This is a genomic window from Pseudoalteromonas sp. L23, from assembly GCF_021728455.1.
Lineage (GTDB): Bacteria > Pseudomonadota > Gammaproteobacteria > Enterobacterales > Alteromonadaceae > Pseudoalteromonas.
The window spans coordinates 1-13,890 of record NZ_JAKKCW010000006.1 but is presented as its reverse complement, the minus strand read 5'-3'; the positions used below and the strand labels follow the sequence as shown (position 1 = coordinate 13,890).

Genomic DNA, 13,890 nt, shown 5'->3' with positions numbered 1-13,890 from the left:
CTTTTTTTAAAAAATAGGTTACTAATTAGTCATATAGCAAACATTGTCTGGCAATTGTCTGCACTTAGCATTATTATGTTGGCGACGCTCTCGTGGTGAAATGGATATCACGTAGCCCTCCGGAGGCTGAGTTCTAGGTTCGATCCCTAGCGAGAGCGCCAATGATTACTCCTACTTACAACCAGCCTTTGCGTTTAAAGTACACGCCAATACCGCCAGTTAGTACCACCAACATAATAACAAACAAGGCAAATGCGCCACCCCATTCTGTGCCTGGAATACCGCCAATATTCACTCCCAACAAACCTGTTAAAAACCCAAGTGGTAAGAATAACGCTGCAACGACGGACATCACGTACATTCTTTGGTTTAACTGTTCATTTTGATGGTTGGTGATCGCATTTTGGATAACTTGTGCACGTTCAATAGCTGCTTCTAATTCTTCAATATACCGACTTAAGGCATTGCTCGCCTCTTCAATCATATGTCGATGATCTTCATCTAGCCAAGCAATCTTCGCCAATAGTAGTTCGCTAATAGCAAGCTTTTGAGGCTTAAGATAGCGTTTTAAACCAATGGTTTGCCTTCTTAATGTTGAAAGTTGCTGATAGTTGGGCAGCTGCTCACTGCTTTCCATCGCGTCTTCAAACTCGTCAAGCTGCTCTTCTATTTGCCAGATGATGTCCTGCATTCGCACTGAAAGTCGCATTACCAATGTAGACAGTAACTCACCGATACTTTTTGCGCCCTGACCTTTTTTGAGTAATGCCAACATATCTTGGGCCGACATAATATGACGCTTACGGCAGGTGATAAGTAGTTTATCATTTGCAAAACAGCGAATAGAAACCATGTCTTCAGGGCTTTGCTTGGGGTTAAGGTTTACGCCGCGCAAGAAAACTAGCAAACCTTCGTCGCCATTAGCCGTTCTCGGACGAGTTTCATCTGCGGTTAGCGCTTCTCTTTCCCAGTCATCCAAAAACGTTTGTTGCTTCAGCCATTCGGTCGTTTCGTCGAAGCTGTAGTCAAAATGGAGCCAAAGTGGCTCCTTGTGAATTACGGGTTTTACTTCACTCAGATCGCAAAGTAGCCTACCGCCACCTTGACCGTCGAGCACAAACGCATGGAGTAATCCAGTCATAGCTAATTCCTATTAAAAAGTTCGTCCCAAGACTGACATAGATAATTTAATTTTCAAATTCATTTAGGTTCTAAAAACTTGGCGATGAAATAAATTGTTTGATTACTCTATTTTACTTTAGCTCAGTATAGGGCTTTACCTTGAAAAATGTGTAACTGGTGTTACTGTAAGTTAAGGTGCTTGGCTTAACAGAGCGTTTTTATCTTTAGGATAAATTTATTTTGTTTTTCAAGTGACTTGAATCAGCGTATAAGTCCGAACTCATTTTGTACGAGAGCATAATATGATCACAGTTGGTTGGAGAGAGTGGCTTTCCTTACCCGATTTAGGTATCGAAAAAATCAAAGCGAAAGTAGATACTGGAGCAAGAACATCATGTCTGCATGCCTTTAAGGTTGAGCCTTTCAAAACAGAACAAGATGAACTTTGGGTAAGGTTTTGGATTCATCCCAAACAAGACAATACTGACTATGAAGTCTGTAGTGAAGCAAAAGTAGTGGATGAGCGCGTTGTAACCGATTCGGGCGGTCATAAAGAACTACGTTATGTAATAGAAACAAGTTTAACTATCGGCAATCAGGCTTGGCCAATTGAAATCACACTAAGCGATAGAGAAACAATGAAATTTAGAATGTTACTGGGCCGCACGGCGATGCGAGGCCGCATCCTTGTTGATCCAGAACAGTCATACTTAAGTAATAAAACGGATAAATCATGAAAATTGGCATTCTTTCAAGGAATCAATCTTTGTATTCAACACGTCGTTTAATTGAAGCGGCAGAGCAGCGTGGGCATGAAGTTGAGGTTATTGACGCGCTACGTTGTTATATGAATATCAATAGTAGCGAGCCTGAAATTCACTTTAAGGGTCAGCAGTTGAGCGGCTTTGATGCGATTGTTCCGCGAATTGGTGCTTCTGTGACATTTTATGGTTGTGCGGTACTCAGGCAGTTTGAAATGATGGGGGTTTACCCATTGAATGAGTCTGTTGCAATCACTCGCTCAAGAGATAAGTTGCGTTCATTACAGTTACTGTCAAGAAAAGGCGTAGGCATGCCAATCACAGGCTTTGCCAGTAAGCCAGATGACGTCAAAGACTTACTAGAAATGGTTGGCGGCACACCGGTTGTAATCAAGCTACTAGAAGGCACACAAGGAATTGGTGTGGTGTTAGCTGAGACGCGCAAAGCTGCAGAAAGCGTTATTGAAGCATTTATGGGCTTAAAAGCCAACATTATGGTGCAAGAGTATATTAAAGAAGCTGGTGGTGCGGACATTCGCTGTTTCGTTATCGGCGACCGTGTTATTGCCGCGATGAAACGTCAAGCGCAAGAAGGTGAGTTCCGCTCAAATCTACATCGTGGTGGTTCAGCGACATTGGTAAAAATCACTCCAGAAGAGCGTCGCACTGCGATTGCTGCAGCAAAGGCCATGGGCCTAAATGTTGCTGGTGTTGACTTGTTACGTTCAGAGCGTGGGCCTTTGGTGATGGAAGTGAACTCTTCTCCAGGCCTTGAGGGTATCGAAAAGGCAACAGGTAAAGACATAGCTAGCCTGATTATCTCCTTTATCGAGAAGAATGCGGCGGCGAAAAGGACTGCTACACGTGGCAAAGGTTAAAATCAACCAACCCTTTACGTTATTAGATACACGAGTGGGTGTTGCTGAAAGGCAGACTGTCCAGTTGGAAGTGGCTAAGCTCTACACTCACACACCAATGACCATTCCGATTGAAGTCGTTAATGGCGCAGAGGCCGGACCGGTACTTTTGGTCTGTGCCGCAATTCATGGTGATGAATTGAATGGCGTAGAGGTTGTGCGTCAGCTATTAAGTACAGTCGATGCGGCAACGCTACGTGGCACCTTGATAGCGGTGCCTATCGTAAATATCTTTGGCTTTATTCATAAGTCTCGCTATTTACCTGATAGACGAGACCTAAATCGCTGTTTTCCAGGTTCTGAGCAAGGCTCGTTAGGGGCTCGAATGGCATCTATGTTTTTCGATTTGGTGGTAAAAAAATGCACACATATTATCGATTTACATACCGGCGCGATTCATCGCTCTAATTTACCGCAGATCCGTGGTGACTTGTCCTGCGAAATGACCAAAGAAATGGCCATGGCGTTTGGTACGCCGGTTGCGATAGATGCGCGACTGCGTAACGGCTCGTTGCGAAGTGAAGCGGCGGGATTGGACATTCCTGTTATCACTTATGAAGCGGGAGAAGCGTTGCGGTTTGACTCATTGGCCATTGCAGCTGGATTGCAAGGGGTTGAAAATGTCATGCGTAAACTCAGAATGCTGCGTGGGCGTCGAAGGAAACAACGTCATGACGCGGTTATCGCGGCAGCGACAAGTTGGGTGCGTGCGGACGTTGACGGTATTGTTCGAGCTCAAGTTAACTTGGGGGAACGCGTATCAAAAGGTCAAATCTTGGCTTATATAGACAGTCCATTAGGTCAAAGCGAAGAAGCAGTTATCGCACCTCGTAGTGGGATAGTGATTGGCCAACAAATGCTACCTTTGGTGAATGAGGGAGATGCAGTTTTTCACTTAGCTTACTTTGCACATGCAAATAGTATTGTTGAGCAACAGCTAGAAACCTTTATTGACGATATAGGCCCTACTTCTTAGGGCCTAATGTTCTTCTTGGTGTTGTAACCTGTTTAGGTTTAGTCGGTTCTTGACTAAGCACCATAACGGGGCGAGTGACAAACAAGTTATTAGGATATACGACCTTATGGCCGTCAACATGGCGCAGCACTACACTCATCAACCCCATCTCTACAATACAGCCTTCCACAAAGTTTGCACCGTCAACAATTCTTACCCAATTCCCAACGCGATAATCGTTTTGAATAAACATAAGTAAAAATGAAGTCAGATTGGAAAGTAATGACCAACCGGCAAACATGGCAACACCAAGCATCGCAAATAACGATGAACCAAGCACCAGTAAACCACGAAGTTCTATGCCCCAGAATACAAGCATAAAGCAGACGAATACAAAGGCAACAAGTACACGAACGAGTAAGTCGGCACGTTGTTTACGATGAGAGTCTATTTTTCCGCGTGTTACTTTTTCTAAGAGTTTGCAACATGCCTTCATTAATAGTGGGAAGGATAATAGCGCCACCAAAGTTACAATTAGCTTGTATTGACTGAGTGCGAAATCTAACAAATGCAAAACCGTATCCTAAGAAATTTTTTCTGCTTTATATCATGTTTATTGTTGTGCGACACCGTTAAAAGCGATTTTTTACCGTTAATAGCCACTGTACGCTATCGACGTTATCCGGGCCATTAATTGGTGCGGCTAAATCAATATGAACCATGATATCTGAATTGGCTCGGCTAGGTGCTAAACGCAAGCCAATACCGACATTTTTTAGGACTGATTCATCAGCTTCAATCGGCAGGTGAGAGTGGTACGCGCGCCCTACATCAAAAAAAGCTGCACCACCAATTTTGAATAAGCGCAGTAAGTCATATTCCCAGTAATAGCGTTTTTCGATATTGAGTAGCATACTGCGACTACCTTGCTGATATTTTATTGGGTATCCGCGAAGCCCGGTTTCGCCCCCTAACGTAATTTGATTATCAAAGGTCAGGTTATTCCCATAGGTATAGCTTGCGTTGATAAACCAAGACTCATACAAGCTGGTATTTAAATAGTATTGAAAGGTCGTTTTCGCTATTAGGTTTTCGGTTTTATCTGTGTCTTTGTTCCAGTTGCCACTGACATCAAAATAAAAACGCCACAAGCTGTGATCTGAGGTGTAGTGTGCCGTATTGGCAGAAAATGAATAGACAAGACGTTCAGTATCGTCACTCCAAGATTCGGCTGAATAGCCAAATAGAGCATTAATATTCCAACCTAAATTAAGATCCTCTGTACGATAAATCGAGTCGAAGTTGCGTACTTTTACATAGGAATCTTCAAACCACTGAGCTTGAACATAAGGGTAGGTGAGCGTTCTATCTTGTGCAATGGGTAAAGTGGTATCTGCTATCTCACGGAAGGTATGTTGCTCATGTCTAACGCCCGCGATGAGACGGCGAGTCCAACTGCCCGATAGCGCTTTTGAGTGTCCGAAGTAGACTTGCGTGACATCCGTGGATTGACTGAACTCTGAGATTGTTTCACCTTCAGAATATATGGGTTCTTCGCGTTTGTCGGAATAACTCGTAAAACCATAACTATATGGAGTATCGGTTGCAAAAAATGGATAGCTCACATCGATATAGTGGCGCTCACCATCGTCATTATCTGAATATTCTACGCGACCACGATATCTTGAGTTTAAAATATTAGGGTCATCATACACAAACTGATAACCAGAGCGGTCGACCTCTTGTATGTGGGTAAAAGAAAGGCGCTTTCCCCAGCCAAATAAATTACTTTCTCTAAACCCAATTCGAGAAGTGTTTTCCCCACCACTACGACTAAAACTTAAATCGGGCAATAGTGTCCAAAGATCCCGCGTTACAACCGTAACTAAAATATCACCATCACAGTTTTCTACGGCATAGATACGTGCATCATATAGGTATGACTGATTGCGAAGGAGTCGTTCGGATTCACTGAGTTTTCTTGGGTTGTAAGCATCCCCTTCCTGAAATAGGAGCACGCTTTTTAATACTTCGGGCTTGGTTTGAATATGATAACGGTTGGCAAATCGGAATAGGGCATTGTCTTCTTCAGGTTTATCGGTATCGAAAACATTAAGTTGTTTTAGAGTGATAGCGACGACCTTTTTACCCTCTGCGGGCTCAGGATAGGCTTGTTTGCTGTCTAGCTGGCGTGAAAGGTTTTGGTCGCTTTGTGCTTCAACTCGGTTATTACCACAGCTATTAGCAAAATCAACAGCAGGCACTTTTTCAGCTTGCGCAGCTGCATTTAGGCTACACATTAGCACAATACTATTACACGAAATCCTCTTTACATTCATCACAGAGCCTTTAAGTCTAATATTCCTTTAGTATGGATTATATTGTTGCAGCTTGCTTTAGTTCTGCAACAAAAGTAATAATATTTATAGACTTAAAGAGCTTTATGTGGACTTAACGAGAAAGTTGTTGGCGTAGGAAAGGTAGGAGTTCTAAGGCATCAACGCCATCAGGAGCTATCCACACACTCTCACTGTAATGTTCAAAATTTAAATTAAAATTACAGCTTTTATATGAAAAACGCCACTGATGTCTATCCGCTCCAGCAGAGAATTCAATTAATTGAATCTCATCTTGATGTAAGAATATTTGCCCCCAAAGTTCAAATTCATCGTCTTGAGGTGTAATTTCACAGCTGACGATAATCACCTCGTGTGAATTATCCAAAGTGAGTGTAGTCATTATTCTCTTTCCAAATAATTGCGAATGAGCTGCATGAAAGGGGCACCGTACTTGCTGAGCTTAGTAAAACCGACACCAGATACTTGCAAAAACTCACTATCAGTTGTTGGCGTTCTTTGTGCCATTTCAGCCAACGTTCGGTCGTTAAATACAACATACGGTGGTACATCATCTTCATCTGCGAGCTGCTTTCTGAGTGCACGAAGCTTAGCAAATAGTTTCTTATCGTAATTAAACTGAGCCAGTTTATCTTGATAGACATGCTTTGCTACAAGTCTTGGTTCTGCGAGTTGTAGCACATATTCGCCGCGAAGTACGGCGCGGGCGGCTTCTGTTAATCTAAGCGTTGCGCCTTGAGTAATATCTTGACTCAATAAACCATGATGGATCAATTGACGTAAGATACTCAGCCAAAATTCATTGCTGTGCTCTTTCCCGATCCCATAGGTTGAGAGGGTATGGTGATTTTGTTCTCTGATCCTTGCGGTATTTGCCCCACGCAAAATATCCACAATGTAACCAATGCCAAAGCGTTGTTCTGCGCGGTATACGCACGATAACGCTTGTTGGGCAACTAATGTGCCATCAAATTGTTTCGGTGGGTTAAGGCAAATATCACAGTTTCCGCATGCTTCACGTTGATATTCGCTGAAGTAATTGAGCAAAATTTGACGACGACAGGTTTGTGCTTCAGCGAAGCTCGACATCGCCTGAAACCGTTGTTCTTCAACCTTACGACGTTGCTCGTCTGGAATATCTTCAAAAAAGCGCCTAACGCGGGGAATATCCGCAGGATCAAAGTACATAATGGCTTCAGCTGCTAAGCTATCTCGCCCTGCACGGCCGGTTTCTTGATAATACGCTTCTACACTTTTAGGAATATCATAGTGAACCACAAATCGCACGTTGGGTTTATTGATCCCCATCCCAAAAGCAACGGTTGCAACTACGATTTGAATGTCATCTCGGGCGAAGCGGTTTTGTACAAACTGGCGCTGATCATTATCTAGACCTGCGTGATAACCTGCAGCATTGAACCCAGCATCAATCAGCTTTTCGGCAATATCATCAACACGTTTACGGCTACCACAGTAGATTATGCCACTTTGCCCCTTTTGCTCTTTTAAATAGCGGATCAACTGCGACAGGGGTTTGAACTTTTCTTCGATGGTGTAACGAATATTGGGTCTGTCAAAGCTACCGGTATAGATAAATGGTGCTTGCATACCTAATTGCTGGACAATATCTTTTCGTGTCGCTAAATCGGCCGTTGCGGTTAATGCCATCATCGGAACGGATGGAAAATGTTGACGTAATTCTTTTAAACGAAAATAGTGCGGTCTAAAGTCATGTCCCCAATGAGATACACAATGGGCTTCATCAATGGCAAACAAACTGATGTTACAGTTGGATATGCGTTCAATAAAGTCTCGTTGTAAGGCCTTTTCTGGTGCAACGTACAGCAGCTTTAAACGGCCTTGGAAAAGCGCGTCATAGGTATCTCTTTGCTGCTCCCAAGCGACGCTGTTGTTGATATATTCAGCGGCTATGCCTTGTGCTTTTAACTGCGCGACCTGATCTTGCATTAATGAGATAAGTGGCGATATAACAATTGTCACGCCTGCAAATAATACTGCTGGGACTTGGTAACAGAGTGATTTACCGCCGCCGGTAGGCAGTAGTACAAGCGTATCCTGACCAGCTAAGCTAGACTGAATAATATCAAGCTGACCATCTCTAAACGTACTGTAGCCAAACACATCTTTCAGTACTGAATGAGGGTCGTTAATTGGGGTGCTTACGAGGGTATCCATCGGTGTCATTTTAGAGCTTTTTTTGAACCTTGTCTTTGCTTTTTATCTAATCTTAAGAGACTTGAATAAGTTTTGAGCACTTGTAGGCTTTAAACTTTGTGATTGTGAATTCATCGAACTTTCATCGCCGTGATTAGTAAAAATGAGTATAATGATTGACCTCTTAGTTGATCCCTCCAAAGGTTAAACGCCCGTGATTGAAGAACAAAAGAAAGGCCACTTACTCGCTGTACTCGCCTTTTTTATGTGGGGACTTGCACCCATCTATTTTAAGCAACTCGTCCATGTTGACGCGATTGAGATACTCATTCATCGCGTTGTGTGGTCTGTCTTTTTTATTGCACTAATTGTGCTGGCAAAGCAGCAATGGCCCAAAATTAAGGCCATATTGGCTAATCCTAAATTGCTGGCGATGTTGACAATCACTGCGTTGCTGTTGGGTTTTAACTGGGGTTTATTCATTTGGTCTGTGAATAACGGCTTTATGCTAGATGCGAGTTTGGGTTATTACATCAACCCATTACTTAACGTGCTATTGGGAATGCTGTTCTTATCGGAAAGGTTGAGAACGGCGCAAAAGTTTGCTGTGTTATTAGCGATAGTGGGTGTGGTGTTACAGTTAATCAGTTTCGGCTCATTCCCAGTCATTGCGTTTTCACTGGCGGGATCGTTTGCAATATATGGATTGTTGCGTAAGACCTTAGCGGTTGAGTCACTTCCTGGATTGCTGGTGGAAGCCCTTATTCTCACCCCAATTGCACTGGCTTATTGGTGGTGGGTTGAGCCCAGTGCCACAAGCAACCTTTGGAATAATGATTGGTACACCAACACGCTTTTGATAAGTGCGGGTGTGGTGACAACTTTGCCTTTGTTATGCTTTACCGCAGCAGCAAAACGGATACCCTACACGACACTTGGCTTTTTTCAATATATCGGGCCGAGCTTAATGTTCATATTGGCGGTACTCTTTTATGGGGAAGCCTTTGATGCAGAACGAGCAATAACGTTTGCCTTTATTTGGGGAGCGCTGGTGATGTTTAGCTTTGATTCTTATCGAGATAAAAGAAAGCGCTTAGTGAACTAAGCGGTTTCTTCCCGAAGCTTTCGCCTGATATAAACGCTCATCGGCTCGTTTTATCAGGCTTTCTATGTCCGTAGTCACCTGAGCGGCAAGTCCCATTGAAACGGTAAATGAGATCTGCTGTTCAGTCAGTTCGTTACTACTTTGCTCTAAATATTCCCTAAAGCACTCCAGTCTTTCTTTGCAATGATCAGCCACCGTATCTTTAAAATATATCGCAAACTCTTCGCCGCCTAATCGAGCGACTAAATCATTGGGAAAGTATTGAGCAAACGCTTGGCCAATTGACTCAAGCACTGCATCGCCGCCTTCATGGCCATATTTGTCATTTACTTGCTTAAAATGATCGATATCTATCATAGCGATCAGCCCGTAGAGCTCCTTTTTATGTCTTGCTTTTAGGCTTTTCTTTACGGTATCGAAAAAGTAGCGTCGATTTGGCAAGCTGGTTAAATAGTCTGTATTTGCTTGTCGGCGTATCGTTTGAATATGTTCTAGCATATCGACGTTCTGGCTAAGGCGGCAGTAAAACTCTTCAGCGTTAAAGGGCTTTCTGAGGTAGTCATTAGCACCATTTTTCAAAAATCGTGTAGATAAATTTTCGGTTTCAACTCCAGATATACCAATTATCGCTTTATCATCATCAGTGTAGAGTCGCCTAATTTCGATACATAGCTCTTCGCCTCGCATATTTGGCATTTCATTGTCGGTAATGATCACTGAAATATCCGGGTTGTCTTTTAATACCGCGAGCGCTTCTATGCCATCACAGGCTTCTAGTACCTGATATTTATGGCGAGTGAGGAGTGCTGAGACATAGTGTCTCGACGAAATAGAGTCGTCCACAACCAGTACTCTGACATTTTCATTTCTTGGCAGGCGTTCTAATTGGCGACGTAAATAATGATAGGCTTGTTTATTTTCCTTGGTGATATAGTCTATGATGGGGTATTGCTCAACGATTGAGCGAGTCTGACTTTCAAGGTTACCAGTCATCACGATGGTAGGAATATCAGCTTTAACCGTGCAGGGAATAGCTTCTCCAAGCGGCGCATCTGGTAACACAAAGTCTACCACGGCACAAAAATAATCGTGCTGTGATAACAATGCTTTGGCTTCGGCCAAAGACTCTGCAATATCTACATGGTATCCCACAGTGGTCGCAATATGCTTTTGCACCTTCGCAATTGTGGGGGTGTCTTCAATGATTAAGATTTTCCGTAACACAACCTTCGCCAATCATTTCCTGTTTTACTAATTCTTAACCTAACTGCGCTTAATTGCAATGCTTGTGCTAATAAACAGGTAATGACTAAGAACAAAATACGAGACAAATAGAGGCTGATGAGGTAATCGAGGTTGAAATGGGGTTAATAAGTGAAGTGCCCAGACACCAACGACAGAAATAAAGCCACTCTGTTGGCGTCTAAGCTTGATTGGATTTAGGCGATTTTGCTTATAGCTCGTCGTCAATATCTACCGGGATCACCACGCTACCATCGTTTTGAACTTTAGAGCGTCCAAATAGCGTGTGAAACTTTGTCTTACACGTAGTATGCTTCAAATATTTGGTCCAAGCTTTTTCTACAGCGTTAGTTGGGGGGATTAACCCTTCCATCACCTGAACAAACTGAGATTGGAAACTGTTTTGAGGTTCTTCCGCTTTGCTGTATAAGCTTCTTAATGTGGCACCACAGCGTTCAAGAATTTCGGCTTCTTGTAGCGTGAAGTGACCACTGCGTCCGAATCCTCTAGGGAAGTTGGCGTCATCATAAAAGGCTCTGGGGCTTGCAAATGCATTTTTCAAAGTCGCTAAATTATGATCCATAACTGAGTCCTCTAAGATTATCTGGCTGGAGTATGGACCAAGTTTTATAATTTTTTAAACGAGTAATTTTTATCGTCAGGAAGAAAAATGGACATAGATCTATTAAAAACTTTTGTCGAAGTTGTCAAAACCCGTCACTTTGGTCGAGCGGCAGAAAATTTATACATCACTCAGTCAGCTGTAAGTTTTAGGATCCGCCAGCTTGAGCAAAGTTTAGGGGTGAATCTTTTTATTCGCCAGCGTAACAATATTCAGTTAACTGCGCCAGGTGAAAGGTTGTTACCACACGCCAAAATGATCTTAACTGGGATGCAGCGCGCCAAAGTAGATGTTGCATTGGCAAACAATATGCACAAGCAATTGTCATTGAGCGGCACGGCTAATATTTGGGACGCATTTTTACAATTCGGGATTAACCATATTGTATCCGCTATGCCCGGAGTATCGCTTGTTGCTGAAGTGAAAGCACAGCAAGAAAGCACGCGACTATTATTAGAGAGAACATTGGATCTCGCTGTTCTGTTCGATCCGCCAAAAGTGGATGAACTGGTTGTTAAGCCGATCAGCGATCTTGCTATTATTCCTGTAAGCACTTTTGATAACGCAACAAAGGAAGACTTTTTTGACAACCAGTATGTTTATGTTGATTGGGGAACTGCTTTTTCTCTATGGCATGCAAAACAGTTCACTGGCGCAACCCCTCCTTATTTTAGAACCAGCACCGGCAGAATAGCGCTTGATCTTATTCTTCAGTGTGGTGGCTCTGCATTTGTGCCAGAAGCGTTAGCGTTAGAGTCCATTGAGGCTGGAAGGTTGACTCAAGTTGATGAAGTAGAAAGTAACTCAAGAGAGATATTTGTGGCATACCATAAAGACAACGACCAATTAGAGCAAATAGAAACCATCGTAAATTTACTGGGGGCGGTGAAGTAATTCTTATAATGAATCTTTTGTGACGTATTTCTTAAGGTTGGGTGTCATTTTATTTTCAGAAATATTTTATGTGTAATATTTTTGTCATTTACCAGTGTCAAACTGCGCGTGTTTTGAAAATACGTGTTGCGATATTGAGGAAATACACATGAAACTAACTAAGACTGCTTTAGCGCTATCATTACTAAGTGCATTCACTTTTCAAGCAAACGCTGAAGTTGATGTTTATGGTAAAGCGAATGTATCGGTACAATCTTCTGACGATGGTGCTGGCTCGGTTACTGAAATTAAAAGTAACGCCTCTCGCTTTGGTTTCAAAGGCTCTGAGAAATTAGACTCTGGTTTAGAAGTTATTTATAAGCTTGAGTTCCAAGTAGATGTCTCTGACGCTGATTCAAAAGGTGATAAAGACAATATTACTGCACGTAATCAGTATGTGGGTTTAAAAGGTAACTTCGGTGAAGTTGTTATCGGCCGTAATGACACTGCATTAAAACAGTCTCAAGGTAAGTTAGACCAGTTCAACGACCTTGAGGGTGACATTAAGGTACTCTTTAAAGGCGAAAACCGCTTAGGTGATTCAATTTCCTACAAGTCGCCAAGCTTTAATGGCTTTAGAGTACTAGGAAGCTTTATTGCTGAAGACAGCGAAGAAGGTGAAAACGGTTTCTCTACTGCGCTAACATACGGCGATGCTGGATTGAAAGAGTCAGCTGTCTATGCAGCGATTGCGGCAGATAGCGAAGTAAATGGCTATGACACGGTTCGTTTCACTGTTCAAGGTAAAGTAGCTGACTTCAAACTTGGTGCAATGTACCAGACACAAGAAAAGGTGGATGGAAGTGCAGAGGCCGATGGGTACTTACTAAATGCAGCGTACAAATTGGGCAATGCAACCTTGAAAGCACAGTATCAAGTTATTGACTTCGATGCCGGTGACAAAGTAGATGGTGTTTCTGTCGGTGTTGATTACAAGCTTGCTAAAAACGCGAAGGTTTATGGTTTCTACTCAACATTCGATGCAGACAACCAAGTAGAAAAGGATTATCTAGGCTTAGGTATCGAGTATAAGTTTTAATTTATAGACTCTATCCAAGCTTAAATGTAGTAAAACACCCGCCTAATGCGGGTGTTTTTGTTTGTTTTATATCCGGATTGTTTTCTTTTTGCTCGAACAAACGTTTTTTCGCAATTTTCTTTAAAAAAGGGTTGCACTAAAATCGGATCGCCCTATAATGCGACCCCACTGACACGGAGCGCTACGCTGAAAAGCAAAGCAGCAACGAGTTAGCGTCAAATAAAACTTAAGTTCGAAACTTCTTCTCAAGAAATTCAAAATTAAGTGTTGACAAAAAAATGGGAGTGCTTAGAATGCACACCCCTCGAAACAATGAAATGTTTCGAAATGTTCTTTAAAAATATGAAGCAATCATCTGTGTGGGCACTCGTACAGATTGAGTTCTAACAGCAGATTCTAGTTCGCTAGATGACGCAAACAAATTTAGAGTCTCAATTGTAACTGAGTGACTATATAGTCAATTCGTTTTGATTTTACTTTTTTGAAAAGTAGAAACAAACAATCAGAATTCAATGAGCACGAAGCTTAGGCTTCAAAAAAACTTTTAATTGAAGAGTTTGATCATGGCTCAGATTGAACGCTGGCGGCAGGCCTAACACATGCAAGTCGAGCGGTAACATTTCTAGCTTGCTAGAAGATGACGAGCGGCGGACGGGTGAGTA

Annotated in this window: 13 protein-coding genes, 1 tRNA gene and 1 rRNA gene; 8 read left to right on the top strand and 7 right to left on the bottom strand. The window is 42.5% G+C overall.

Translation table 11 applies throughout. The features are described from left to right. The first annotated feature begins 86 nt into the window (after positions 1-86). Positions 87-161 (top strand) — tRNA-Arg (locus L3V43_RS11580). 14 nt (positions 162-175) lie between these two features. Here L3V43_RS11580 and L3V43_RS11575 read toward each other — a convergent pair. Continuing rightward, the gene (locus L3V43_RS11575) at positions 176-1,141 is read right to left on the bottom strand and encodes a zinc transporter ZntB (protein ID WP_206473696.1); all 966 of its coding nucleotides are present in this window, start codon (positions 1,139-1,141) and stop codon (positions 176-178) included. A gap of 283 nt (positions 1,142-1,424) precedes the next feature. On the opposite strand from L3V43_RS11575, the gene L3V43_RS11570 reads away from it, so the two are divergent. Genes L3V43_RS11570 through L3V43_RS11560 form a run of 3 tightly spaced genes read left to right on the top strand, consistent with a single transcriptional unit; the run spans position 1,425 to position 3,776 of the window. Continuing rightward, positions 1,425-1,859, top strand: a complete 435-nt coding sequence (locus L3V43_RS11570) for an ATP-dependent zinc protease (RefSeq protein WP_206473697.1) — start codon at positions 1,425-1,427, stop codon at positions 1,857-1,859. Further along, positions 1,856-2,761 carry a 30S ribosomal protein S6--L-glutamate ligase gene (gene rimK / locus L3V43_RS11565; protein ID WP_010378991.1) on the top strand — a complete coding sequence of 302 codons (906 nt, stop codon included), beginning with the start codon at positions 1,856-1,858 and terminating at the stop codon, positions 2,759-2,761. The genes L3V43_RS11570 and rimK overlap by 4 nt, the downstream gene beginning before the upstream one ends. Beyond that, complete coding sequence (locus tag L3V43_RS11560) at positions 2,748-3,776, top strand: succinylglutamate desuccinylase/aspartoacylase family protein (RefSeq protein ID WP_237116666.1); 1,029 nt, start codon at positions 2,748-2,750, stop codon at positions 3,774-3,776. Before rimK ends, L3V43_RS11560 begins: the two co-directional genes overlap by 14 nt. Here the strand turns inward: L3V43_RS11560 and L3V43_RS11555 are convergent. The 4 genes from L3V43_RS11555 to recQ form a co-directional block, all read right to left on the bottom strand. Beyond that, complete coding sequence (locus L3V43_RS11555) at positions 3,766-4,329, bottom strand: mechanosensitive ion channel domain-containing protein (RefSeq protein ID WP_010607234.1); 564 nt, start codon at positions 4,327-4,329, stop codon at positions 3,766-3,768. The two genes, L3V43_RS11560 and L3V43_RS11555, sit on opposite strands and share 11 nt — an antisense overlap. A 58-nt stretch (positions 4,330-4,387) precedes the next feature. After that, on the bottom strand, positions 4,388-6,055 hold the full coding sequence (locus L3V43_RS11550; protein ID WP_130127004.1) for a POTRA domain-containing protein: 1,668 nt from the start codon (positions 6,053-6,055) through the stop codon (positions 4,388-4,390). Positions 6,056-6,206: 151 nt separating this feature from the next. Beyond that, positions 6,207-6,494, bottom strand: coding sequence for a DUF3630 family protein (locus L3V43_RS11545; protein WP_039493070.1), 288 nt, complete (start codon positions 6,492-6,494; stop codon positions 6,207-6,209). After that, a complete protein-coding gene (gene recQ / locus L3V43_RS11540; protein WP_235367927.1) occupies positions 6,494-8,308 on the bottom strand; it encodes a DNA helicase RecQ in 1,815 nt (604 codons plus the stop codon). The genes L3V43_RS11545 and recQ overlap by 1 nt, the downstream gene beginning before the upstream one ends. Positions 8,309-8,501: 193 nt before the next feature. Here recQ and rarD point away from each other — a divergent pair, with 193 nt between their 5' ends. Further along, positions 8,502-9,392, top strand: a complete 891-nt coding sequence (gene rarD / locus L3V43_RS11535; protein WP_266070687.1) for an EamA family transporter RarD — start codon at positions 8,502-8,504, stop codon at positions 9,390-9,392. On the opposite strand, the gene L3V43_RS11530 is transcribed toward rarD, so the two are convergent. Beyond that, positions 9,381-10,616, bottom strand: a complete 1,236-nt coding sequence (locus L3V43_RS11530) for a response regulator (RefSeq protein ID WP_199539664.1) — start codon at positions 10,614-10,616, stop codon at positions 9,381-9,383. The two genes, rarD and L3V43_RS11530, sit on opposite strands and share 12 nt — an antisense overlap. A 229-nt stretch (positions 10,617-10,845) precedes the next feature. Then, on the bottom strand, positions 10,846-11,217 hold the full coding sequence (gene maoP, locus L3V43_RS11525; protein WP_010607241.1) for a DUF413 domain-containing protein: 372 nt from the start codon (positions 11,215-11,217) through the stop codon (positions 10,846-10,848). Positions 11,218-11,304: 87 nt separating this feature from the next. Here maoP and L3V43_RS11520 point away from each other — a divergent pair, with 87 nt between their 5' ends. The 3 genes from L3V43_RS11520 to L3V43_RS11510 all read left to right on the top strand — a co-directional run. Continuing rightward, positions 11,305-12,150, top strand: a complete 846-nt coding sequence (locus L3V43_RS11520) for a LysR family transcriptional regulator (RefSeq protein WP_010607242.1) — start codon at positions 11,305-11,307, stop codon at positions 12,148-12,150. A gap of 148 nt (positions 12,151-12,298) precedes the next feature. Continuing rightward, the gene (locus L3V43_RS11515) at positions 12,299-13,228 is read left to right on the top strand and encodes a porin (RefSeq protein ID WP_010607243.1); all 930 of its coding nucleotides are present in this window, start codon (positions 12,299-12,301) and stop codon (positions 13,226-13,228) included. A 545-nt stretch (positions 13,229-13,773) separates the two neighbouring features. Further along, positions 13,774-13,890, top strand: a 16S ribosomal RNA gene (locus L3V43_RS11510); the annotation flags it as partial.

Bases quoted from the DNA above. Each gene is read 5' to 3' on its own strand.
- L3V43_RS11575 (WP_206473696.1), bottom strand. From the start codon at position 1,141: ATGACTGGATTACTCCATGCGTTTGTGCTCGACGGTCAAGGTGGCGGT.
- L3V43_RS11570 (WP_206473697.1), top strand. From the start codon at position 1,425: ATGATCACAGTTGGTTGGAGAGAGTGGCTTTCCTTACCCGATTTAGGT.
- rimK (WP_010378991.1), top strand. From the start codon at position 1,856: ATGAAAATTGGCATTCTTTCAAGGAATCAATCTTTGTATTCAACACGT.
- L3V43_RS11550 (WP_130127004.1), bottom strand. From the start codon at position 6,055: ATGTGTAGCCTAAATGCAGCTGCGCAAGCTGAAAAAGTGCCTGCTGTT.
- L3V43_RS11545 (WP_039493070.1), bottom strand. From the start codon at position 6,494: ATGACTACACTCACTTTGGATAATTCACACGAGGTGATTATCGTCAGC.
- recQ (WP_235367927.1), bottom strand. From the start codon at position 8,308: ATGGATACCCTCGTAAGCACCCCAATTAACGACCCTCATTCAGTACTG.
- maoP (WP_010607241.1), bottom strand. From the start codon at position 11,217: ATGGATCATAATTTAGCGACTTTGAAAAATGCATTTGCAAGCCCCAGA.
- L3V43_RS11520 (WP_010607242.1), top strand. From the start codon at position 11,305: ATGGACATAGATCTATTAAAAACTTTTGTCGAAGTTGTCAAAACCCGT.
- L3V43_RS11515 (WP_010607243.1), top strand. From the start codon at position 12,299: ATGAAACTAACTAAGACTGCTTTAGCGCTATCATTACTAAGTGCATTC.